The 23112-nt window shown below is 60.1% G+C and carries 24 protein-coding genes, 1 tRNA gene and 1 pseudogene; 12 read left to right on the top strand and 14 right to left on the bottom strand.

The features are described 5' to 3' along the window. The 6 genes and pseudogenes from EKK30_RS13515 to EKK30_RS13490 all read right to left on the bottom strand — a co-directional run. Window positions 1–211, bottom strand: a pseudogene (locus EKK30_RS13515) (hypothetical protein); the annotation flags it as partial. 99 nt (window positions 212–310) lie between these two features. Next, window positions 311–1336, bottom strand: coding sequence for a lysylphosphatidylglycerol synthase domain-containing protein (locus tag EKK30_RS13510; protein ID WP_290985980.1), 1026 nt, complete (start codon window positions 1334–1336; stop codon window positions 311–313). Further along, the gene (gene hpnI / locus EKK30_RS13505; RefSeq protein WP_290985978.1) at window positions 1336–2544 is read right to left on the bottom strand and encodes a bacteriohopanetetrol glucosamine biosynthesis glycosyltransferase HpnI; all 1209 of its coding nucleotides are present in this window, start codon (window positions 2542–2544) and stop codon (window positions 1336–1338) included. Before hpnI ends, EKK30_RS13510 begins: the two co-directional genes overlap by 1 nt. A gap of 94 nt (window positions 2545–2638) precedes the next feature. After that, complete coding sequence (hpnK, locus tag EKK30_RS13500) at window positions 2639–3484, bottom strand: hopanoid biosynthesis-associated protein HpnK (protein WP_290985977.1); 846 nt, start codon at window positions 3482–3484, stop codon at window positions 2639–2641. Between the two features lie 13 nt (window positions 3485–3497). Continuing rightward, a complete protein-coding gene (locus EKK30_RS13495; protein ID WP_290985976.1) occupies window positions 3498–4799 on the bottom strand; it encodes an NAD(P)-binding protein in 1302 nt (433 codons plus the stop codon). Between the two features lie 196 nt (window positions 4800–4995). After that, window positions 4996–5080 (bottom strand) — tRNA-Leu (locus EKK30_RS13490). 253 nt (window positions 5081–5333) lie between these two features. On the opposite strand from EKK30_RS13490, the gene sseA reads away from it, so the two are divergent. Next, window positions 5334–6197, top strand: a complete 864-nt coding sequence (sseA, locus tag EKK30_RS13485) for a 3-mercaptopyruvate sulfurtransferase (RefSeq protein WP_290985975.1) — start codon at window positions 5334–5336, stop codon at window positions 6195–6197. Window positions 6198–6277: 80 nt separating this feature from the next. On the opposite strand, the gene EKK30_RS13480 is transcribed toward sseA, so the two are convergent. Then, window positions 6278–6859, bottom strand: a complete 582-nt coding sequence (locus EKK30_RS13480; RefSeq protein ID WP_290985974.1) for a glutathione peroxidase — start codon at window positions 6857–6859, stop codon at window positions 6278–6280. A 181-nt stretch (window positions 6860–7040) separates the two neighbouring features. Between EKK30_RS13480 and EKK30_RS13475 the strand changes: the two genes are divergently transcribed. The 11 genes from EKK30_RS13475 to EKK30_RS13425 all read left to right on the top strand — a co-directional run bounded on the left by EKK30_RS13475 (window position 7041) and on the right by EKK30_RS13425 (window position 16301). After that, entirely contained in the window at window positions 7041–7307 is a 267-nt protein-coding gene (locus tag EKK30_RS13475) for a hypothetical protein (RefSeq protein WP_290985973.1), read from the top strand. A 244-nt stretch (window positions 7308–7551) separates the two neighbouring features. Next, window positions 7552–8631: an efflux RND transporter periplasmic adaptor subunit gene (locus EKK30_RS13470; RefSeq protein ID WP_290985971.1), complete on the top strand. Its 1080-nt coding sequence runs from the start codon at window positions 7552–7554 to the stop codon at window positions 8629–8631. A 297-nt stretch (window positions 8632–8928) separates the two neighbouring features. Next, window positions 8929–9147 (top strand): hypothetical protein, encoded by a 219-nt coding sequence (locus tag EKK30_RS13465; RefSeq protein ID WP_290985970.1) that lies wholly within the window; start codon window positions 8929–8931, stop codon window positions 9145–9147. 20 nt (window positions 9148–9167) lie between these two features. Next, a complete protein-coding gene (locus EKK30_RS13460) occupies window positions 9168–9590 on the top strand; it encodes a hypothetical protein (RefSeq protein ID WP_290985969.1) in 423 nt (140 codons plus the stop codon). Window positions 9591–9732: 142 nt separating this feature from the next. Then, entirely contained in the window at window positions 9733–10278 is a 546-nt protein-coding gene (locus tag EKK30_RS13455) for a hypothetical protein (protein WP_290985968.1), read from the top strand. A 97-nt stretch (window positions 10279–10375) separates the two neighbouring features. Then, window positions 10376–11590: an ABC transporter permease gene (locus tag EKK30_RS13450; protein WP_290985967.1), complete on the top strand. Its 1215-nt coding sequence runs from the start codon at window positions 10376–10378 to the stop codon at window positions 11588–11590. 21 nt (window positions 11591–11611) lie between these two features. Then, window positions 11612–12346 (top strand): ABC transporter ATP-binding protein, encoded by a 735-nt coding sequence (locus tag EKK30_RS13445; RefSeq protein WP_290985965.1) that lies wholly within the window; start codon window positions 11612–11614, stop codon window positions 12344–12346. 165 nt (window positions 12347–12511) lie between these two features. Then, the gene (gene fabI / locus EKK30_RS13440) at window positions 12512–13363 is read left to right on the top strand and encodes an enoyl-ACP reductase FabI (protein ID WP_290985964.1); all 852 of its coding nucleotides are present in this window, start codon (window positions 12512–12514) and stop codon (window positions 13361–13363) included. Continuing rightward, a complete protein-coding gene (locus EKK30_RS13435; protein ID WP_290985963.1) occupies window positions 13360–13977 on the top strand; it encodes a histidine phosphatase family protein in 618 nt (205 codons plus the stop codon). The genes fabI and EKK30_RS13435 overlap by 4 nt, the downstream gene beginning before the upstream one ends. A gap of 513 nt (window positions 13978–14490) precedes the next feature. Further along, window positions 14491–15579, top strand: coding sequence for a chorismate synthase (gene aroC / locus EKK30_RS13430; RefSeq protein ID WP_290985962.1), 1089 nt, complete (start codon window positions 14491–14493; stop codon window positions 15577–15579). 17 nt (window positions 15580–15596) lie between these two features. Continuing rightward, on the top strand, window positions 15597–16301 hold the full coding sequence (locus EKK30_RS13425) for an NAD-dependent deacylase (protein WP_290986524.1): 705 nt from the start codon (window positions 15597–15599) through the stop codon (window positions 16299–16301). Here the strand turns inward: EKK30_RS13425 and EKK30_RS13420 are convergent. From EKK30_RS13420 to EKK30_RS13390, 7 genes are all read right to left on the bottom strand, one after another. Continuing rightward, on the bottom strand, window positions 16298–17530 hold the full coding sequence (locus EKK30_RS13420; RefSeq protein WP_290985961.1) for a class I SAM-dependent RNA methyltransferase: 1233 nt from the start codon (window positions 17528–17530) through the stop codon (window positions 16298–16300). The genes EKK30_RS13425 and EKK30_RS13420 overlap by 4 nt on opposite strands. After that, complete coding sequence (locus EKK30_RS13415) at window positions 17523–18254, bottom strand: TlyA family RNA methyltransferase (protein WP_290985959.1); 732 nt, start codon at window positions 18252–18254, stop codon at window positions 17523–17525. The genes EKK30_RS13420 and EKK30_RS13415 overlap by 8 nt, the downstream gene beginning before the upstream one ends. A gap of 22 nt (window positions 18255–18276) precedes the next feature. Further along, complete coding sequence (locus EKK30_RS13410; protein WP_290985958.1) at window positions 18277–18645, bottom strand: DoxX family protein; 369 nt, start codon at window positions 18643–18645, stop codon at window positions 18277–18279. Window positions 18646–18686: 41 nt separating this feature from the next. Continuing rightward, window positions 18687–20594, bottom strand: coding sequence for a 1-deoxy-D-xylulose-5-phosphate synthase (dxs, locus tag EKK30_RS13405; protein ID WP_290985956.1), 1908 nt, complete (start codon window positions 20592–20594; stop codon window positions 18687–18689). A gap of 204 nt (window positions 20595–20798) precedes the next feature. Then, window positions 20799–21083: an exodeoxyribonuclease VII small subunit gene (locus tag EKK30_RS13400; protein ID WP_290985954.1), complete on the bottom strand. Its 285-nt coding sequence runs from the start codon at window positions 21081–21083 to the stop codon at window positions 20799–20801. Between the two features lie 42 nt (window positions 21084–21125). Further along, a complete protein-coding gene (locus tag EKK30_RS13395; RefSeq protein WP_290985953.1) occupies window positions 21126–22070 on the bottom strand; it encodes a histone deacetylase family protein in 945 nt (314 codons plus the stop codon). Between the two features lie 25 nt (window positions 22071–22095). Beyond that, the gene (locus EKK30_RS13390) at window positions 22096–22980 is read right to left on the bottom strand and encodes an NAD(P)-dependent oxidoreductase (RefSeq protein ID WP_290985951.1); all 885 of its coding nucleotides are present in this window, start codon (window positions 22978–22980) and stop codon (window positions 22096–22098) included. Window positions 22981–23112: the final 132 nt, after the last annotated feature.

Here is a 23112-nt window from a genome sequence, read left to right as displayed (position 1 = left end):
GGTGCGCCAACAACGCCTCGGCTGTCGTATGAACGCCCGCCTCGCGCGCAACCCGCGCGATCTGATCGGCGCGGCAATACGGCGTCGACGTCCATCCACCCTGCACATACTGGAAGTTTCCATCGCAGCGCGGCCTGCGCCCCGCTTCAGCCGACGACGCCCAAAGGCCGAGACACGCAGCTAAAACACAGGCGATGGCAAGACGAAGCATGATCGTTTCCAGGCTACCGCGTTCAATCGCAGACTAAACGCGATAGACCATTCGTATAAAGCTTTGATGTTGTCACGGGCACCGACATCAGGTCGCGTGTCACTTCCGGGACTCAGCCAGACGTCCTTGCCAGAAGCGCTTGCCTTCCGAGACATGCCAGGCGAGCAGTCCTGGTACGCCTATGATGACCTCTTTGGCGCGCTTCAGCAGGGAAAGCGCGAGCGCGACGTCCGGACCCAAACCGAACAGCGCTCCGACGACGACATAGCCGCCTTCCTGCACGCCCGCGGCCCAGGGTACGACGAATGCCGCCGTCCGTAATGCGAACACCAGGCTTTCGAGCGACAGAACATCGCCCGCAGACAAACTGTGGCCCATGAACCAGAGCGCGAGCCACGTTTCCAGTGCCCCGGCCAGCCAGCCAGCGACATGAAGGCCGATCGACGCGGCAACCGCACGCTTGTCGCTGTAAATTCCCTGAATAGCGGTATGGATCGTGCCGGTGTCCGACAGCCCTTCCCACGCACGGGTGAAACCCAGTTTGGCTGGAAGCGACTCCAGGAACAGGATGAGCCCGTGCCTCTGAGCGACGAGAAATCCTATCACGGCGATCGTCGCCACGACGAGGCCCCCAGCTGCCCACCAGGCGACGGGTTCGCTCGGATGATAGGCGAAAAGGAAGGCCAGTCCCATGAAGGTGTAAATGAGCTGACTCAGCATCTCGGTCGTCATGTCGACGATGGTGGTTGCCGCCGCGACGTTCATCCGCAGGCCGTGTTTCGTCAGCTCGCGGGCGCCCGCCGCCTCACCGGCTCCGGGCACAATGGCAAGAAGGTTGCCGACGCTATCGCGGATCCAGCGGGCCCAAAGGAACGTAGCGCCCCGGTTTTGCGGGTACTTCTCAATCAAAAGAACACGCCAGCTCCAGGCGCAGAACGATAGCGAAAGAAAATAGGCGCAGAGCACGGCCGCCATTCCACTGAAGCCTGCCGTGGCCATGGCATCCCAAACTTCGGAGATGCCAAAATAGGCAATGAGGCAGACGGCCAGCAGAATGCCCAGGGTCGCGGCAATGAAGAACGCGGTCCGCGACGCTCCCGATTTCGTGTCGACGTCAGCGCTCATCACTTCTCTCCGAGAGAGGTCGCGACGCGGTCGCCGCCGAGTGGGGTGACGTTCCGGCCGTCCGCGATGAGCTTCCGGAATGTCTCATAGGTGAAGATGTTTTTGCCCCATTTCACTTTGTTGCCGAACAGGCCGAATGCCCAAGCAAAAAAGCAGACGCACTCCCGGATTGGAACAAGCCACGGCTGCGCAGGCGTGTTCATCCTGAAGCTCCGGCGGACCTGATAGTGAAGCGCAATTCGGAGAACGATTTCGGTTGCGATGATGCCTAGTCCGACCACTGTCGGCCAGGGAAGCAATAGAACAAGCAGAAGGGGCAGCGGCCACGTGATCACCGACATGAAATGGTCGCCTGGGCGACAGAACCGCTCCATGCGCTGCCATAGGATTTCGTGACGGAAGAGTTCAGAGAAGCTTTTCTCGGCGACGATGGTGTCGCAACAGTATGACGACAGCACCACCTGATAGCCGCGCTGCGCCGTGAGGTTGCCCAGCGCAAAATCGTCGGGAAAGAAGTTCGCGAGGTGATTGAAGCCGCCGAACGATTCGAGCGCCTCGCGGCGAACGCTGCACATCGCGAATACGAAATCGATGCCGCGAAGACCGACGTCGACGAGTACAGATGGCGCGAACCAGTCGCTGATGTTCATGGTGCCGAAGTCGGCGGCAGCGGCTCCCCCGTAGGGCAGACCTTTATAGATCGAGGCCACCGCGCCGACCTTTGGATCGATCAGCGGTGCTGCGAGCGAGGCGATGCAATTGCGATCGACCTTGAGATCAGCGTCCGCAACAATCAGAATGTCGTAACGGGCCGCCCGGTAGATATTTGCAAGATTTGATGCGCGTGGATTTGGGCCGACGAGGCTCGCGTCAACGACGAGACGCAAATCGCGATCCGGAAATTCGCTCATCAGGCGCTTGACGACGGCCACCGCCGGATCACTTTCCGAGTGCGCGCCGAAGATCACTTCGTACTCAGGCCAGTCCTGATCGCAGAAAGTGCGCAGGCATTCGTAGAGGAAGGGTTGCGCACCGTGCACGGGTTTCAGGACGGAAACGGGCGGCCTGAACCCAGCAGCGGGTGTCACCGGCTTCTCGCGGAAGCGCCATGTGAAATAGAGCGCCAGCACCAAATAGGCGAGAGCTGCAAGACCGAGAATGACGCCGGCGATCACGAATGGGTTCAGAACGAAGATTGGCAGATCCATTCGTCAAGTGTCTCCAAGGCAAGTGCGCGAAGGGTGCTGCGGAGGTGGGGCCACAGCGTGACCGGCCTAGCACAAATGTAGCGGCATTCTAGATTTACGTTGCAAATGCGGCTTTGAATGTCAGCGGGTGCAGCCCGAGAGCCTCAACTTTAGCCCGGACTTCGGGGCTGATCAGACCTCGGTATTCCTCAAAGGAAGGATAAGCCGCGGGATCGCTCGCCGCCATGGCCGGGTGCGCGTAAACCTCGGTGATTCCATCGGGAAGATGGTCCAGATAGGCGAGCAGCCGCCCCTCGGTCATGCCTCCCGTATCCGTAACGCCGAAAACCTGATCGTTGAGAGCGAGGCCCGCCGATTCGAGTTTACGGCGCATGCGTTGCGTCAGACCCGCGTAGAACGCCCAGTTGAAAAAGCGCCGGATCGGCTTGTCGGCCCCTGCTCGCCATGACGGACCGAAGGGTTCGACGGGGAATCGCACCGGCGGCGAACCAAATCTCGGCGCCAGCTTGGCGATCGCGTCGGTGACAACGGGATGCATATGAAAATGGTGATGGCCATTAACATGGTCCATCACGAGCCCGGTGCGTGCGAAGCGCTCGAACTGCGCCGTGATCTCGGCTTCGGCCTGGCGGCGCATTTCAGGAGAGAAGAACAGCTTAAATCCGAAAGCTTCCGGATTGTTGGAGAAGTTGCCCTCCGGGTCGACGAGATCCGGTATCTGCTCCGGCGGCAGGACAGGGCGGCTATCCACCAAATGGATGTGAAGGCCGACGCCGAGATCGGGCAATCGCCGCGCCCGGTCCACAGCGTCTTCGAACGCTTCGCCGCCGGTCATAAGGCTCGTCGCCGAAAGAATGCCTTCCGTATGAGAGGCCTCGATGCCCTCATTGACAGGCAGCGACATTCCGAAATCATCAGCCGTCACGATCAGAGATTTCACGCGCCGATCTCCCTCAGAGCTGCGCCTCGACGGTCGACAGGGCGGAGTTTATGGAATCCTCCATGCCCACATAATCCCATAGCCCATAGCGGCCGATGGGATGTATGCCGACCTCATTGAGCCGGGAAAGAATGTCTTCCACAAGCCGGTCACGCTCGGGCGTGTGGTGAACGTAGGCGCAGCGTATCACGTGCGTCACGGAGCAAATGATGTCCTGGCTCTTCACCCATCCGAGCGATTCCAGGGATCGGATTACAGCGGCTTGTGTCTTAGAGACGATGTCGACACTGTCGATCTGCTCGCCCGGTACGCCGACCTCGACATAGACCGCGTTCAATCCGTGCGACGCCATTGCGGAGCTGATGTTCGAGTAGCAGCCGAAGCGGTAGAAAGGAATGTCGCGATCAGGGACGTAAACCCAGTGGGCGTCCTTCAGTGACTCAGGCAGCCTGCCGCGAACGCCGAAGTTGAAGCTGATCGTGGAACTGTGGCTCAGCTTAGATGCTGCATCCAAAAGCTCCGGATCGCCGGACAAACCGCAGAGCGCTTTCAACGGAATGCTGGGAAACATTTTCTCCCAGGCGACGCTCAGTCCCGAGCTGGTGGTCGCGACCCGGTTATGAAGATCGAGCCGAACGATCTCCTCGGTTGTTGCGACGTTTGTCAAACCTTGCGCCAGACCGCGCGTCAGAACGTCTATCCCGCCGCGCTTAGGATACCAAAAGGTCGAGTTGTACTCCGCAAACTGCTCGCCCGTGTTGGCGAAACCGGCACGAATGCGCTTCTCGTCCGGCAATGGGAAGAAGCGCTTGACCGCGCCGATCGACAAGCGCCCAAGCGGCGTCGCCATCGTCTTTTCGTTTTGCGGAATGAGAAAATTGTCGGCTACGACCTGGCCGAAACCTGAAACGATGAAATCACGAAAGCCGGTGACATCCCCATTCGGCGCCGGCCGTTGGTCGTAAGACGCTTCGCAGGCGTTGCGGAGGTCATGCGGCAACTCACCGAGGTGGTATTGGATCGGCGCCGTAATCAAACGGCCGCCGGCGTAGAAGTAGGACTTGCGTTCGACGGTTTCCCAATCGTCGTCGTTCAGATGCGCATACGGCACTTGCCCCGGCGAGGGATAGCGACGGAGATGGAGAAAGTGGCCGGTGTAGTCGAAGCAGAAATCTTCGACTTGGGTCGTCCGAGTTAGGCCGCCAACGGCGGGGCAACGCTCGAGCAGAACATAGTCGCGGCCGCTGGCTTGCAAACACTGGGCGGCGGCCAGTCCAGATATTCCCCCGCCGGCGACCAGCCATTTTCGTGACATTACTGCTCAATCCGGAATTGCCGCGACCCGTTCGCGTCACGACGGCCAAAACCACGCCAAAAGAACCTTCAACTGGCCCGGAAAGACCGCCCAGTGGAGCGATGCTTTAGACATGCATTAACGAATCCGCAAGCACGGGCGCATGCGGCGTAGGGGATGCGAGAACGCGCGATTTTTCAGAACGTTATGTCGATGTTGGTGCGGGCGGAGGGATTTGAACCCCCACGACTTGCGCCGCTGGAACCTAAATCCAGTGCGTCTACCAGTTCCGCCACGCCCGCAGCCATACATGAGCCCGGCTCATCGCCTTGGCTTCGAACCGGATGCGCATGCGCCGCCGGGAGGGCGTGTCATACTGAAAAGCGAAACCGAAAACAACGCGGAAACGATGTCGCCGGAGCCTCCAATCTTGGATCGGCCGTGCATTGCCCTAGAGCCGCAAAAACCCTACTTCAGCTTGCGGGGCCGAGTAGATTTGCCTATGTCCACACCCACCTCCACGAATGTCATTTTCGATAACCTGTAGGACCGTCCTTGCCTGACACCGCCAAAAACTGGATCGTCGAGACAGATTGGCTCGCTGATCACCTGTCATCGCCCGATTTGATAATTCTAGACGGCAGCTGGCATCTTCCGACCGAAAACCGCGACGCCAAGAAGGAGTATCTCGCCGAGCATATCCCCGGCGCGCTGTTCTTCGATATCGACGACCTGTCAGACGAGAAATCGTCCCTTCCCCACATGCTGCCCTCGACCGTGAAATTTGCGTCCCGCATGAAGAAAATGGGCATCGGCGACGGCGCGCGAATCGTCGTTTACGACACCACCGGAATCTTCTCGGCAGCGCGCGTTTGGTGGACATTCCGTGCGATGGGCCACCGGGACGTCGCCGTCTTGAATGGCGGCCTCAAAAAATGGAAGGCCGAAGGGCGGCCAACGGAAGACGGTCCGCCGCCGAAGCGCTCTGAGCGGCACTATACGCCGCTACAGAACACCGAGATCCTCCGCGATCTGGAAGACATGAAGGCCTTGCTCAAAAAGAACGGGGTCCAGATTGTCGATGCTCGACCCGCCGGCCGTTTCGAGGGCAAAGTTCCGGAGCCGCGCCCAGGTCTGAGACAAGGTCACATTCCAGGTTCCAAGAACCTGCCGTCGCAGAAGCTTCTGAACCCGGACGGGACCTATAAGTCAGCCGACGAACTCAAAAAGCTGTTCGCCGATATCGGCATAGACCCATCGAAGCCGGTGGTGACGACCTGCGGCTCGGGCGTAACGGCTTCGATGCTGGCGCTCGCCCTTGCCGTCGTGGGACAGACGAATGCTGCCGTCTATGATGGCAGCTGGGCCGAATGGGGTCAGGAGAACGGGCTTCCTATCGAGACCGGTCCTGCGAAGTAGTTTTGGCGCTCACCGACAAACGAAAGGGCGCGCCGACCGATTGGCGCGCCTTTTTCATTTTGGCCGGGCCAAGTGCCTCTCTATGCGGCAGCGGGCGTGGGTTGCTCGATCGCCTTTTCGATCCACGAGATGATCTCTGTCGACGTTGGCGAAAGCCTAGTCGAGAACGATCGCAGAAGCTGGCCGTCACGACCAACAAGGTATTTGTGGAAGTTCCACGTCGGCGCTCCTCCCGGCCCCACGGCATCAGCTGCCCACTTGTAGAACGGGTGCGCATCAGGCCCGATCACTGGCTGCTTTGAAGCAATCGGGAATGTGACGCCGAAAACGCCCTGGCAGAACGCGCGTATTTCGCCGTCAGCGTCAGGCTCCTGCTCACCAAAATCGTTCGACGGCACGGCGATGACGATGAGCCCCGCGGATTCGTAACGCCGCCAAAGCTCCTGCAAATCTCCGTACTGCTTGGTGAAGCCGCAGAGCGAGGCGGTGTTGACGATCAGAAGAGGACGACCGCGCCACGCTGAAAGTTTCAGCGGCGCGCCGTCAATGCCGGTGAACTCGAAGTCGTGTCCGTTCCCCGTGGGAGGATTGCTCGGCGCCCGGCTCGAAGGTGCCGTCAGCATCGAGAAGAGGTTCACGCCTGAATTCCATAGCTTACGCACTTTCACCTCGCTCCTTCGATGTTTTGCTACGTTGCCATGGAGAACTATACTACTCGGGCAACTTCGTGGTCGAGCACGCCAATTAAGCTTGTTCCACCCGGAACAGCCGGTACCCGGCTCCACATCTACAGTGCCTCCATCAAACACAGAGCGCGATGCTCATCTCAAGGAGGAACTAGAAATGACGAAATTCGCCAACGCCCTGACAGTCGCCGCTGCTTTCGCTGCAATCGCCTTCGGCACTTCCGCTGCCAACGCAGGTGGCGGCGCGAAGGAAGTGTTCATCCAGGACTACCAGTTTGCAAAGCCGATGCATGGCTATTCCGGCCACTCGGGCAACTACTATTGCGATTATCAGCGTCTGCCGAACCGCAAATGCATCATCACGGCGAGCGGCGCGGAAAGCTGCAAGATCGTGGGCTGGACCCTTCGCGAGATGTGCCAGTAGAGAATTAGGAAACACCGTTCGAAGAGGCGATTTCAAAAGCTCCGGGCCCCCGGAGCTTTTTTGTATTTATGCGGATCATTCGCTGTAAGATCTTGCCGCCATCGCCTTTGCGAGCATTTTTCATCACGTTTTTCACCTGTTCCGGCCGAAACAGCAAAGGCGGGTTAAAGTCTCTAATTTCGCTCGTGAAGTTGGTTCGAGATTTCGCTTGGCCAGCAACTGCATCTTTAAGGAGGATAGCAACATGAGCATCGATGAGAACGACCGTCCGCGACGCGGCGGCATCATAGCCAAAACATTTTTCCTGCTTTTGGCCGTAGGCGCGGGCGCTTTTGGCGCGATCGCGCTGACCCACAGCGACTTGCTCGTCGCAAAGGGCAGCGACGACGTCATCAAAAACGAGGTTTACGAGTCGAAGATCGACTGGGCTGCCGCAGCGCCTGGCCGCATCGAACCGAAGTCGGGCCTCGTTCGTGTCGGCGCGCAGTTGCTCGGCCGCATTGCCGAAGTCAACGTCAAGCTCAACGACAAGGTCGAAGAAGGTGAGCTTCTGATCCGTCTCGACGATGAAGAAGCGCGCGCGCGCCTTCAGGCCGCGGAAACGGAAGCTGCTTCACGCAAACGCGAGCGCGATGCTCAGCCGCTGGATAAGGCGCGCGATGAACTTCGTACCGCCGAAGACAACGTCTTCTCCGCTGAGCGCGCTTTGACCAATGCTCGGTTCGGACTCGAGTACGAGCTTCAGGCAGAACGGCAAGGAACCGGCAGCGCGGCTCGCGTTGCAGATGCTCGTGACGATCTCGCCAAAGCGAAGACGAAGCTGCAGAAGGCCCGCGCAACCTACGCCACCGCGCAAGCCAAACCCGATGTTCCTGCGCCAAACCGGCTGGAATCGGCACTTCAGGCGGCGCGTTCCGATGTGGCCGTCGCTGAGGCTTTGCTCGAGAAAACCCGTGTCCGCGCCCCGGTTGCCGGCACTGTTCTGCAGCTCCCCGCAAAGGCAGGCGAAATGGTTTCGCCCTCTCCTGAGCAGTCGCTCGTGGTTCTTGGTGACATGTCGGTCGTGCGCCTGAAGGCTGAAGTCGACGAGATCGACGTCTCGAAGATCAAGGTCGGCGGCAGGGTCAAAGTGAAGAGCAATGCTTATCCCGGCAAGGAGTTCGACGGCACGGTTGCTGATCTCGCTCCGACACTCACTTCACCGCAGTTCGCGCTACGTGGCGCACGCCGGCCGACCGATGTCGAAGTGCTCGAAGTGACCGTCGATCTGGAGGGTAATCCTCCGCTGCTTCCCGGCATGCGAGCAGACGCTTTTTTCAAGTAACGGCGCGACGCGCCGCTCCTCCCGAAGCTCCGCGCCTCACTCGTATCGCGGCGCGGAGCTTGGAGGATTAGTGAAAGCCAGCGGCGGCTCGCTTCCTCCTTAGTGAAGCCGCTGCCGGCCTGAAGGCGGGAGAGATGTGCAATCGGGGCATGCGGCCCGATCGGCACGCCTCTCCCGCCAATTTTTTTTCATGCTGAAAACGCTCCGTACGCATCCTGTTTCGGCCGGAACAGCGAAAGTCCGAAGCCACCGTCATCCTGCAATCATCAGAAACCAAGGCTTATGCGGGAGACAAAGATGTACGGAGAAATCAAGAAATTCCGCGCCGATCTCGGCATCGGCGTTATTCGCGCAGAAGACGGACGCAGCTACCGTTTCGATGGCGGCGAGATCCGCAATCGCCGCGATGATCTCGAAGGTCATGAGGTCCATTTCGAGATCGGCAGCTTCAAAGCTCGCGATATCATTGTGCTTGCCGGATCGCCCTGGGCGGCCTTCGGCGGCATCGCCCTCTAAAGATTGAAGGAGACCGCGCGATGCACAGCACGCTCAATGTAGCCGACGTCCCCACCGTGGACGCGTCCGATATCGCATTCGTTCTGAGGCTGCTGATCGACAGCGGTCGGGGCCTGGCCTTGCTTCGTGGACTGAACGAAGGCGAGATCCGCGAGCTGGAGGAGAAGATCTGGAACGAGTATCAGGGCACCGCCAATTCGCGCGTGGCGATCGCACTTCGCTTTCGCGCGCTCCTCGCAGTGTTCAGCAGCCGCCGCGTCAAGGCGCTGTTTCTCGAGCGTGGTTATCCGGTCTTCGGTGCGCTGGCGCACTGGACTGCCGCGCAGCCGCTAAACATCCGGTTCGGCTTCAACTCTCAGCGGCTGCTGATCGCCTTGGAAGCGATGACCGCCCCAACGCGCCATGCACAGGCCGCAACTGCCGAGATGCGCATCGCAGCCTAACCTACTGAAATCATGATTTAATATTCGGCCGTCCGCCATGTTCCAGCAGGAACAGCGGATCGGCGCGCGGCGGAGCATTGTCGGCTCATGAACCGGGATGGCCCGGACCCAAACAAGTAACCAGTTGCCTGTGGAGGCTACGATGACGAAGACAACAATCGCACTCGCCGCTGTCGTGGCCGCCCTGACGGCAGCCAACACGGCCCATGCCGATGGCGTTCGCGTCGGCTTCGGCTTCCCGCTCGGCTCGTTCGTTGCACATTCGAACGAGAGCTACAGCGCTCGGGATTTCCGTCAGGCCGAGAAGCCCCGTTACGCCCGTAGAGATCTTGAAGACGATGCCCCGGCTCGCAGGGTCGTCAAGGTTAAGAAGCAGCCTCAGCCCCAAGTGGCCGAAGCCGTCATCGAGAAGCCCGTTCTCCAAGAGGCGAAGCGGGAGGACATGCTCACCACCGCGCCGTCAACGCCGGCTGCAGAGAAAACAGTGATCAAGAAAAGCGATGCGGAGGTAACCAAAGCGACGTCCGCTCCGGCCGGGAAAATTTCGACGGCCGAAAACACCGCTGACAACGCGTCCGACGCGGCAAAGAAAGATAGCGGTGAAAACGCTGGCGGAGCAGAAACGAAGCACGTCTGCCGGCGGTATTCACCGGCCATTGCCGCACTCGTCGATGTTCCTTGCGAATGAGAGTAGCCCCAGGGCCAAATGCTATGTGCCCTGGGAAACATCCGCACACAACTATATCCTTTATTGTCCGACCAACGCCTCAGGGAAGGACCAGGTCATGGAACTCGCAGTAACAGCCCAGCCATTCGCTCATCAGCGCGCCGCGCAATCGCAACGTCCAAGGTCGCGCGGCCGGCGGCTGCCGATGGTCTTCAAGCTCGCCTACCGCAATCTTTTCCATGACCGGTTGAGCTTCATCGTCACGATCGTGGGCATCCTCTTTTCGGTTGTTTTGGTCGCCATTCAGTCCGGCATCTATCTGGGATCTGCAAACAAGATTGCGACGATCATCGACGCAGCGCCCGCTGATCTTTGGGTCGTGCCGCTCGGAACGAAGAGCTACGACGATCCGTCGTTCCTGTCGGGACGGGAACGCTACACCGCGTTGTCGGCGCCTGGCGTCGAAGCTTCGGAGGATATGGTCGTTTCCTTCGCTCGCTGGCGTAAGCCGCTCGGTGGCGAAACGACTGTGCTGCTAATCGGTACGGCGGGCGACAGCCCGAAGGCTCTTCCTGCCAACATCATCGAAGGCAGCCGTGGCGCGCTCGAAGCTCCCAACACCGTTGCGATAGACCGCAGCTACTTCAACGATCTTGGAGTGAGCAAACTCGGAGAGAATGCCGAGCTCAACGGAACTGCCGTCAAGCTGGTGGCGATCACGAAGCGCGTGCGCTCATTCACGACGTTGCCGTTCGTCTTCACATCGATCGATGAAGCGCGCAGGCTGTCGGGAGCCAATCAAGAGCAGGCAAGCTATCAGCGCGTGAAGCTTCTTCCCGGTGCGAACATCGAGACGGTGCGCAATGAAATTCAGGCCCGCCTTCCCGACACGGAAGTCCTAACGCAGGCCGAGTTCCGCACCCGCAGTCAGGACTACTGGTTGAAGCAGACCGGCGCGGGTGCCGCGCTCGATGCCGGAAAACTCCTGGGTCTGATCGTCGGCATTGTCATCGTTGCGCAGACACTCTATTCGAGCACAAAAGACCACATCAACGAGTTCGCAACGTTGCGCGCCCTCGGTGCCGGGGCTGGGTACATTGTCAAGGTGATCCTCATTCAAGCCGTACTTTCCGGATTGATCGGTTACGTCTTGGGAATGAGCCTGGCGTTGCTCGCCATTCATCTTGCACAGGATACAAAGCTCACCATCATCATGACGGTGCCGCTGGCCGCACAGCTCTTCGCGATAACAATCGGCATGTGCGTGTTCGCCGCCATCAGCGCCATCATCAAGGTTGTTCGTATCGATCCGGCCGTCGTGTTCAGCCGCTAATCTGAGGGAAGGAATTCTAACATGACGACCGAATCGAAAGTGATTGTCGAAGCTGAAGGCATCGTGAAGGTGCTGGGGGCCGGCGCGAGCGAGAACAAAGTCCTCAAGGGTGTCGACCTCCAATTGCACACCGGTGAGCTGACCTTGATGATGGGTCCCTCCGGTTCCGGCAAGACGACACTCCTGTCCATTCTGGGCTGCATCCTCTCGCCCACCCAGGGCCGCCTGACGATCGGAGGCCTGCAGACGCACACCATGAACAAGGAGCAGCTTGCGAAGCTCCGCCGCAAGCACGTCGGGTTCGTGTTCCAGTCCTACAATCTGGTGCCGACTCTCTCGGCAGTCGAAAACGTGATGCTTGCTCTCGATTTGCGCGATCTGAACGGACCCGACGCTTACGATCAGGCGGCTGACGCTTTGGAAGCCGTCGGGCTCGGCCACCGCATTAAGGCCATGCCGTCGAAAATGTCGGGCGGTGAAAAGCAGCGTGTTTCGATCGCACGCGCGCTTGCTGGGTCTCCGTCGGTGATCCTGGCGGACGAACCCACAGCGGCGCTTGATGCCAAGAACGGGCTGGCGGTCATGGAGCTGCTGGCGAAAGTTGCTCAGGACACCCGCAGGGCCGTTTTGGCGGTGACCCACGATCATCGCACGCTGCCTTATGCCGATCGCATCATCACGATCGATGATGGCCGTATCGCTGGTTCAGAGCGCCCGAAACTGACTGAAAAGGCAGTGGAAATGGCCGCCCACTAACCTTCTCTCCGGCTACGTGGCATCGGCTGAAAATGCCGAATGCCGGGCTTCGGGGCCAATGGCCGCGCAAACTGCCCCTCCGGGCATCTGGACCGGAAGGGGCATTTGTGTAGGATGCGGCCAAACTCACCACCCCAATCGGAATAACCAAGGAAAACAGCGCCCATGGCGGGGCATCAATCGAACACGTCCATCCCCTCAGGTTCTTTAATGGCCGGCAAGCGTGGCCTGATCATGGGAGTCGCGAACAACCGATCGATCGCCTGGGGCATCGCAAAAGCTTGCGCCGCACAAGGGGCCGAAATCGCTTTGACGTATCAGGGGGATGCGCTCAAGAAGCGGGTCGAACCTTTAGCGGCGGAACTTGGTGCGAAATCGGTCTTGCATTGCGATGTGACGGATTCGTCTTCGATCGACAGCGTGTTCGCCGCGTTGGAAAAGACGTGGGGCAATCTCGACTTCCTCGTGCACGCGATCGCCTACTCCGACAAAAACGAACTTGATGGGCGATACGTCGATACGACCGAAAAGAATTTCACGCAGAGCCTCCTCATCTCCTGCTACTCGTTCACGGCGCTCGCTCAACGCGCTGAGAAGCTGATGCCGAACGGCGGCTCGCTGATCACGCTGAGCTACTATGGCGCCGAGAAGGTCATGCCGCATTACAACGTGATGGGCGTGGCGAAAGCCGCTTTGGAGGCGAGCGTGCGCTATCTCGCTGCCGACCTCGGCCGCAACAGCATTCGCGTCAACGCAATCTCCGCAGGGCCCATTAAGACGCTCGCGGCTTCCGGCATCGCCGACTTCCGTTACATCCTGAAGTGGAACGAGTACAATTCGGCTCTGCGCCGCAACGTTACCATCGAAGACGTCGGCAACGCTGGCCTCTATCTTCTTTCAGACCTGTCGCGCGGCGTTACCGGCGAAATCCATCACGTGGATAGCGGCTATCACGTGCAGGGCATGAAGAACGAGGAAGCGCCGGACATTTCGGTCGTCAAGAGCGAGGACGCGTGAACGTCGGAGCGACGGCGACTGTCTGGTTGAAGCCAGGCGTCGCGCTCTACCTCATTCGTCATGGCGAAACCGACTGGAACCGGGAAGCGCGCTACCAAGGCCAGCGGGATATTCCGCTGAATTCGAACGGCCGAGCGCAGGCGCAGCGTCACGGCGGCATCCTCAATGCTTCGATGCCGGAGATCGCTGACTTCGACTTCGTTTCAAGTCCTTTGCAGCGTGCGATCGAGACAATGCAGCTCATCCGAGCGGCACTTGGGCTGGACGCTGACGATTTCCGCCGGGTTCCCGATATCGCTGAGCTGAGTTACGGCCATTGGGAAGGCGAACTTGCAGCCGAATTGCCGGCAAAGGATCCTGAAGGGTTCGCTGGCAAAAATGCGGATCCCTACGGTTGGCGCCCGCGCGATGGCGAAAGCTACCGCGATCTCGAGCAGCGCGTTTCCGCTTGGCTCGCCGGCTTGGAGAAGAGCACAGTCGCTGTCAGCCATGGTGGGGTCAGCAGGGTGGCGCGCGGCGCTTTGCTTGGAATCGACAGGGCCTTGGTGCCGTTCCTCGAAGTGCCGCAGGACAAGATTCTTCGCCTCTCGCATGGAAAAATGCAGTGGCTGTAGCGGTCCGCAGCCTTGCAAACAAAAGAGCCGGAGATGCGGCTCTCCGGCTCCTGGCACTCGATGAGGAGTGCATGCTGAAAGACCCCTCGACCCGGGGCTCAATCCGGGAAGAACGGTCTTTTTCCTGTAGCCGGCATGGAGCTGCTCGAATCGATTGAGACTTGGCTTCCAGCGCGGTCGCTCAGGTGGAGCGACCGGTCCATATTCCCTCGCAACATGCGATCCTTCGATGCACCGCAGGCTGCTGTCAGGCAGCGAATACGGGCTCGGCCGAGTTGCCGGTCGAATACGGACATGCCTGCTTCGTCCCATCGTCAGAGCAACGAACTGCCGACGAACGCGGTACTGAAGCGAGTTAATCTGCGTCGCCCGGGGTTGTCACGCGGGTTTGCCCGACAAGCGCTCTTGCCGCCATTCCCGCAGCCACCTAAGAAAGGCAGTGACGCAGCCCGGCAACAATCGTTGCAGAGCCATCGACGCGCTCGATCGGCCCCAGATCCGCATTTCAGGCAAATGTCTCACAACACCTTCGGCCATCTCTTCCGCGTGACGACCTGGGGCGAAAGCCATGGCCCCGCGATCGGAGCAGTCGTGGACGGCTGTCCCCCTGGCATCGCACTCGATGCTGCGGAGATCCAGGCGTACCTCGACAAGCGCAAGCCGGGACAATCCCGCTTCACCACGCAGCGCCAGGAGGCGGATGCGGTGAAGATCCTGTCCGGCGTCTTTCCCGACGCGTCCGGGAAGCAGGTGGCGACCGGGACGCCGATTGCCCTCGAAATCGAAAATACCGACCAACGATCGAAAGATTATAGCGACATCAAAGACAAGTTCCGGCCTGGCCATGCCGACTTCACCTATGACGCCAAATACGGCATCCGCGACTACCGCGGCGGCGGCCGATCATCGGCGCGCGAGACAGCTTCCCGCGTGGCGGCAGGAGCGGTAGCCCGGAAGGTCATCGCCGGCGTCAAAGTGCGTGGCGCCCTTGTCCAGATCGGACAGATCAAAGTCGATCGCGGCAACTGGGACTGGGAAGAGGTTCAAAACAACCCCTTCTTCTCCCCCGATAAGCAGGCCGCCGAGCATTGGGCCGATTATCTCGATAAGGTCCGCAAGGCCGGTTCATCGGTCGGCGCGATCATTGAGGTGGTCGCTGAAGGTGTACCGGCGGGTTGGGGCGCGCCCCTCTACGGAAAGCTCGACCAGGACCTCGCCAGCGCGATGATGTCCATCAACGCAGTCAAGGGCGTCGAGATCGGGGACGGCATGGCGTCCGCCGAATTGACGGGCGAACAGAACGCCGACGAGCTTCGCATCGGCGCTGATGGCGCGCCGGAGTTTCTGTCGAACCACGCGGGGGGGATTCTCGGTGGGATCTCGACCGGGCAGCCGATCGTCTGCCGATTCGCGGTAAAACCGACCTCGTCGATACTTTCTCCGAGAAGAACGATCGATCGCCAAGGGCACGAGAGCGAAATCATAACAAAAGGCCGGCACGATCCCTGTGTGGGCATTCGTGCGGTACCGGTCGGCGAGGCCATGATGGCGATCGTTCTGGCCGATCACTTTCTACGCCACCGCGGCCAGACGGGCGCATAACGCAACGGGGTCTCTTGATCGCGCGGTATAACAACATCGTCGTCTTGACGGGCGCGGGCCTGTCGGCGGAAAGCGGTGTTCCCACGTTTCGGGACCCCGATGGGATCTGGGCCAAAAACGATTGGCGTGATGTCGCGACGCCCGAAGGATTTCAGCGCGATCCCGCGCTCGTTCTCGACTTCTATAATTCGCGGCGACGTGCGCATGGCGGCATTAAACCCAACGCCGCGCATTTGGCGCTGGCCAAGCTTGAAGCGCACCAAGGAAATTTCACCGTCGTTACGCAGAACATCGACGCGCTTCACGAAGCCGCCGGATCGCACTCGCTGATCCACATGCACGGCGAATTATTTAAGGCACTCTGCACCTTCTGCAAACATCGCTTTGCCTGGCATGATGATCTTCACGTTCATACGTCATGCCCATTTTGCGGATTACCGGGCGGCATGCGGCCGGATGTGGTCTGGTTCGGCGAAATGCCCTATCAAATGGGTAGGATCACAGCTCTGCTCGGAGAAGCTGATCTTTTCATCTCAATCGGTACCAGCGGGCACGTCTACCCGGCCGCAGGCTTCGTAGCGGAGGCGCGTGAGCATGGCGCGCACACGGTCGAGCTAAATCTCGAGCCGTCCGAGGGGGCGAGCTTGTTCGATGAAGCAATCTACGGCCGCGCAACCGAGATCGTGCCCGCATACGTCGATCATATTCTTACCGGGAGCTAACGCCGGAAGACGGCAACGACCTCAACGTGGGCGGAGTATGCAAACTGGTCGATCGGCGTCACGCTGTCGATCTTGAAGCCGCCGTCGACGAGATGACGCGCGTCGCGCGCCAGCGTCGCGGGATTGCATGAGACAGCAATAGCGGTTTTCACCTTTGAGCGCGCGAGGCGCTCCGACTGCGCTTCCGCTCCTGCCCGCGGCGGGTCGAAAACGACGACATCGAATTCGTTGAGTTCGATCGGTGATAATGGGTCGCGAAAAAGATCGCGCACTGTCGCGAGGACCGGCTTCAGACCGGATGTCTTCTTCGCTGCATCGGAAAGCGCAGCGATTGCAGTGCGGCTGCCGTCGAATGCAGCTACGCGCGCTTTCTCCGCGATCGGAAACGTGAAGGCGCCCATGCCGCAGAAAAGATCCGCGACCTTCTTGACCTTACTCAGAGACGCCACGATCCGCCGCGCGATTTCACTTTCCGCCGCTTCTACGGCCTGAACGAACACGCCCGGTGGAAGCACAACGTCGGCCGGGCCAAATCTTAGAAACGGCTGCAAGGTCTCTACGATGATGTCCCCACCGACAACAACACGGGCCAGGCCGAGCGCGCTCGCGGCTGACGCAAGTGCAATGCGCACGTCTGGGGTTAGCTGTCTGCCCGTTCCCTCTATGTCGACGTCGAGACCTGCACTCGTGAGCGTTATCGTCAGCCGCGCCTCGCCACGCTTGGACAGGAGCGGGGCAATTAGATTTCCAATCGATGGCAAGGCCGAGACGATCTTGGGCTCGAGAACCGGGCACTCATTTATCGCGACGAGAGCGTGAGATGCAGCCTCGTGAAAGCCGATCGCGATACCAGCGTCCGAGCGCATAGCCGTAAGCACCGCTCGCCTTCGCTTGCCTTGCGGCCGCTGCAGCGGCTCGACAACCGGATTTAATCCGCGAGCAGAGAACGCCTGGATGACGAGTTCGCGCTTCCAGGCCGCATAGGCATCGACCGCCAGATCCTGCACGCTGCAGCCACCGCACGCTCCGAAATGTTTGCAGATTGGCGTGACGCGATCGCTGCTGGGCTCGATGACGCGCAGCAAACGACCGCGATCGCCTTCGACCTCGGCTTCGATGCTTTCGCCGGGCAGCGCATACGGCACGAAGATATTCTTTGTGTCGACATCGGCAATACCGTCGCCCTGGGCGCCGAGCCGATCGATTCGAAGCTGGCGTATATCAGCCATTGAAACGCGCTCCGAGCAGGAATTCTGCGTTGCCCGAACCGCCCAGGATCGGCGACGGCAAATCGCCAAGGATCGACCAACCCTGCCGGGCTGCGAGGAACTCACGTACGCCATCGAGCGCCATGCGTCGGGCGTCGTCATCGCGAACGATGCCGCCGCTGCCAATGTTCTCGCGGCCGATTTCAAATTGCGGCTTCACAAGCACGACGAGCCAGGCGCCGGGCGCGGCAAACGGAAGAACGGCAGGCAGCACTTTGGTTGCTGAAATGAAGCTCACATCCATCACGATAGCGCCAATGCGTTCCGGTATCTCGACGGCGGTCAATGCGCGGGCATCTGCGTTCTCGATCGAGATCACCCGAGGATCATTCCGCAGCCGTTCGTGGAGTTGGGCGGTCCCAACATCGACGGCATAAACGCGATCGGCGCCGCGTTCCAACAGCACCTGCGTGAACCCACCGGTGGAAGCGCCGACATCGAGGGCGACACGACCGGCAACTTCGAGATCGAAGTGTTCCAGCGCGGCGAGCAGCTTCTCCGCACCTCGGGAAACGTAGCTCGGGGCGTCAGCCGAGATCGCAATGGCGACATCGTCTTTCGCGTCATACGCCGGCTTATCGCAGCGCACGCCTGCTACCGATACGAAGCCGCGTTTGATCAGATCCTGAGCGCGGGAGCGTGATGGCGCCAGTCCGCGCGTGACGAGCATCTGATCAATACGCATGGCCCAACCTGGATGTTTCGCTTCAATCCGGCCGGACAGCGTAGCGGCCCGAACCGTTCGCAAACAGCAAGAGAAAGCCGCCTGCCATGCAAACGTTCTTCATGAAGTTCGTCATCTGCGCCTGGTCGGCGAAGTTGCTGTGGAACACGGCGGCGGAGGCCAGGCAAAATGCAGCCAACGCAAGCCCTGCATAACGCGAGAAGACACCCAGCAGAACGGCGAGGCCGCCAAGCACCTCAAGTCCGATTACCAGAGGGAGCAGTGTGCCGGGGAGACCATGAGATTCCATGTATGCTTGCGTCTGCGCATAGCCCGAGACCTTGCTGATCCCAGCGGAAACAAAAATCGCAGACAAGAGTATTCGTGCAATCAGGCTTACGAGCGCGTGCATTCTCATTCTCTCCGAACTGTGGATGACACCTTCCGGAGGTGTCAGGCCCGCTCGCTTACCACGTCTTCGCGCCCGAGGGCAGAAAAGACAGTCTCCACGATGCCCGAGGCGTTGAGGCGCGCCTCCTCGTACATGACCTCTGGCTTGCCATGGTCAACGAAGACGTCCGGTAAAACTTTCGCGCGCACGCGAAGCCCGCCGTCCAGCAAGCCTTCGTCGGAGAGGAACTGCAGCACGTGGCTGCCGAAGCCGCCGATGGAGCCCTCCTCGACGGTCACCAACACTTCATGATTTGCGGCGAGCTGACGGATGAGGTCGCCGTCGAGGGGTTTGGCGAAGCGCGCGTCCGCGACCGTCGTCGACAAACCACAGCTCGCGAGGTGGTCGGCTGCCTTCAGGCATTCCGCCAGACGCGTGCCGAGCGATAGAAGCGCGACCTTCGAGCCCTCACGAACGATGCGGCCTTTGCCGATCGCGAGCGGTACGCCTTCTTCGGGCAGTTCGACGCCGACACCCTCGCCGCGCGGATAGCGGAGCGCGCTCGGACGATCATCGATCTGGGCTTGGGTCGCGACCATATGGACAAGCTCTGCCTCGTCTGCCGCCGCCATGATGACGAAGTCCGGCAAGCACGCCAGGTAGGCGATATCAAACGAGCCAGCGTGGGTTGCGCCGTCGGCGCCGACGAGACCAGCGCGGTCGATCGCAAACCGCACAGGCAGTTTCTGGATGGCGACGTCGTGCACGACCTGGTCGTAGGCGCGCTGGAGAAACGTCGAATAGATCGCCGCGAACGGCTTGTAGCCTTCGGTCGCCAGCCCTGCAGCGAATGTCACGGCATGCTGCTCGGCAATGCCGACGTCGAACGTCCGGTCAGGAAACTCCTTGCCGAAATGATCTAGCCCCGTTCCGGAGGGCATCGCCGCCGTAATCGCGACAATACGTTTGTCCTTGCGGGCTTCGGCGATGAGACTATCGGCGAACACCTTCGTGTAGTTCGGTGCGTTCGGCTTCGGTTTGACCTGCGCGCCGGTCACGACATTGAACTTGTTGACGCCATGATACTTGTCGTCAGCAGCTTCCGCCGGCGCGTAGCCCTTGCCCTTCTGCGTCACGACGTGGAGCAGGATCGGCCCCTGCTCAAGATCGCGAACGTTTTTGAGAACGGGCAAAAGCTGCTCGAAACTGTGACCGTCGATCGGCCCCACATAGTAGAAGCCAAGTTCTTCGAACCAGGCGCCGCCCTGCCAGAGGTGTCGCGTGTATTCCTCCACGCGCGCAGCGCGGCGTTCCCACTGCTTGGGTAGCATTTTCGCGAGCTGCTTGGCGTAATCGCGCAAGTGGACGTAGGTGCCGCTCGACGTCACGCGCGCAAGGTAGGCCGAAAGCGCGCCGGTCGGAGGGGCGATCGACATATCATTGTCGTTCAGAATGACGATCAGGCGCTCGTTGCGCGCACCGGCATTGTTGATGGCTTCGTAGGCCATACCGGCACTCATCGCGCCGTCGCCGATGACAGCGATGACGTTGTTCGACTTGCCGGCAAGATCGCGCGCTACTGCCATGCCGAGCGCGGCTGAAATCGAAGTGGAGGAGTGGCCCGCGCCGAACGGGTCGTAGACACTCTCTTCGCGGTTCGTGAAACCCGCCAGGCCCCCCGGCTGGCGCAGCGTGCGAATGCGATCGCGTCGTCCCGTCAGGATCTTGTGGGGATAGGCTTGGTGACCGACGTCCCAGATCAGGCGATCGTCGGGCGTATTGAAGACCCAGTGAAGCGCGACTGTGAGCTCTATGACGCCGAGACCGGCGCCGAGATGGCCACCGGTTACCGACACCGCGTCCACCATCTCTTCGCGCAGCTCCGCCGCGAGCTGCGGCAACTGATCTTCCGACAGCTGTCGCAGTTCTTGCGGCGTTGGAATCCGGTCGAGTAGCGGTGTCTTGCTCACTGTGAAACCTTGATAACGAAATCGGCAGTTACGGGAGCGCGCTCGTGTCTACTTCGATCGCTTACCATGCATACCGCCGATCTTCGATCCCCCCAAAAAAGCTTTGAAGCGGCCGCGATGTAATGCGCCCGCGTGCCGCAGATGCAGTTAGAAATGGTGTTTGAGGCCGAAGCTTGATCTGCGCGGCTCGTTCGCGCAGGTCGGTTAAAACGGGGTGTCGCCGTTCTGGTCGAGCGGGGCCGTTCCCGAGGGCTTGCCGTCTGCCCCAAGGGTCAACTTCTCGACCTTCGCTTCGGCGGCCTTCAAGAGCCTATCGCAATGGTCCCGAAGCGCTTCTCCACGCTCGTAGATTTCGATGCTTTCCTCCAAATCGACATCTCCGCGCTCCAGCTTGCCGACAATCGCCTCCAGCTCCTTCAGGGCACGCTCGAAGGTCATCTCCTTGATATCAGCAAAGGTTTTGGCCGGGGCCGAGTTTGTCGTGCTCATAATGTCCTGCTTTCATAGGTCCGCGACAGCAGACGGCGCGGCTCAGCTGCCCGCGTCCATCAGTGCCTTTACGTGGGCGGCCGTCGAGAGGGCAAGCCCCTTGAGGTCGTAGCCACCCTCGAGCATAGAAACGATCCGGCCGTTCGCATGACGCCTGGCGACCTCAGCCAGAGCCTCGGTAGCCCAGGCGAAATCATCCTCGACGAGTTCGAGGCCAGCGAGTGGATCCCGCTGGTGAGCATCAAAGCCCGCTGAGATCAAGACCAAGTCCGGTCCGAAATTGTGAAGCGGTGCTAGGACGCGGCTTTGCAAAGCCTCCTTGAAGACGTCGCCACCGTCCCCTGACCGCAGCGGCGCATTGAATATATTACCGACGCCAGTCTCCTGCAATGAGCCGGTACCGGGGTAGAGCGGCATCTGATGCGTCGAGGCATAGAAGAGATCCTTGTCTGACCAGAAGATCTCCTGTGTTCCATTGCCGTGATGGACATCGAAATCGACGACGGCGATGCGTTCGGCTCCGTGCTTTGCCCGAGCATAGAGAGCTGCGATGGCAATGTTGTTGAAAAAGCAAAACCCCATCGCGCGATTGCTTTCGGCGTGATGGCCCGGCGGCCGTACTTGGCAGAATGCGTTCGAGACTTTGCCGCCCATGACGAGATCGACGGCGTCGAGACCGGCGCCCACCGCGCGCCGCGCAGCCTCCCAAGTTCCGGACGAAGCAACCGTATCTGGATAAACCTGCTTGGGCTCGCCGACGATATGTTGGACCACGGCGCCGACGTTCGCCAAATGCGCCGGTCCATGCGCCATCGCCATGTATGTGATGTCGTCGTCCCGCAGCGGAGCTTCGCGGGAGAAGAGCTCATCGAACACGCCCGCCGACAACGCCTTGTCGATGGCGCGCATCCGGTCCGGACGCTCGGGGTGATGCTCGCCCGTATCGTGATTGAGAAAGGCGGGATGCGTGATCAGAACGGTCGACATGTCGCGCGATCGAAGGGCTTTGCAGTCAAGACGTCAACTCCGACAGTCGAGCGATTTTCACGCCGGGCGGCGGCTTGCTTTCAGCGGGAACGAAGAAGTCGGGCGCTAGCGGCATCGACGGGTCAACACGGTAACTTTCAAAGTCATTTACTCCGCCGGTTTCATACAGAAACGAATCGTCGATCAAGAAGTGCCCGGTGAACGACTTGGCGGGCTGCTGAAATATGAGATGCGCCGCATCGGCAACGATGCCTGGAGTTCGGCTCATGCGCATGAGTTTATCGCCGCCGAGGATGTTTTTCACCGCTGCAGTTGCGATCGTCGTTCGTGGCCACAGTGCGTTCACTGCGATACCATCCGGCTTCAGCTCGTCGGCCAGACCCAGGACGCAAAGGCTCATGCCATATTTCGCAATCGAATAGGCGACGTGTCCGGAAAACCATTTCGGGTGCATGTCCAGCGGTGGCGATAGGACGAGAATATGCGGATTCTCTGAACGCTTCAGGTGCGGCAGACATGTTTTCGAGGTGAGGAACGTGCCGCGAGTGTTGACACCGAACATAAGGTCGAAGCGCTTGAGTTCGGTTTTCTCGATCGGCGTTAGCGACAGCGCGCTGGCGTTGTTGACGCAAATATCGATACCGCCGAAACGCTCGACAGTTCGCGCGACGGCGCGCTGAACGTCCTCCTCATTTCTGATGTCGCATTCCAAAGCGAGTGCGGTTCCGCCCGCGGCCTCAATCTCCTTCGCCGCCGAGTGGATCGTGCCTTCGAGTTTGGGGTTAGGATCAACGGTCTTGGCCGCGACTGCAATGTTGGCGCCATCGCTAGCGGCCCGCTTGGCAATCGCCAGTCCGATGCCTCGGCTGCCTCCCGTAATGAAGAGGGTCTTGCCCTTGAGTGCCGCCATTACCCTATTCTCATTCGAATGCCAGGCAGTCAGCCTAGTCGCGTCGCATCGGCATCGTAAAGAGGAACAACAGTGTCATTATTCGGAAAGAGGAGCCGATCCACGAGAAACGGAGTTGAGGACAGCCCGGCA

Source organism: Hyphomicrobium sp. (assembly GCF_003987855.1).
Lineage (GTDB): Bacteria > Pseudomonadota > Alphaproteobacteria > Rhizobiales > Hyphomicrobiaceae > Hyphomicrobium_B.
Note: the sequence above shows the minus strand (reverse complement) of the source record. Positions and strands in the feature narration are given on the sequence as shown.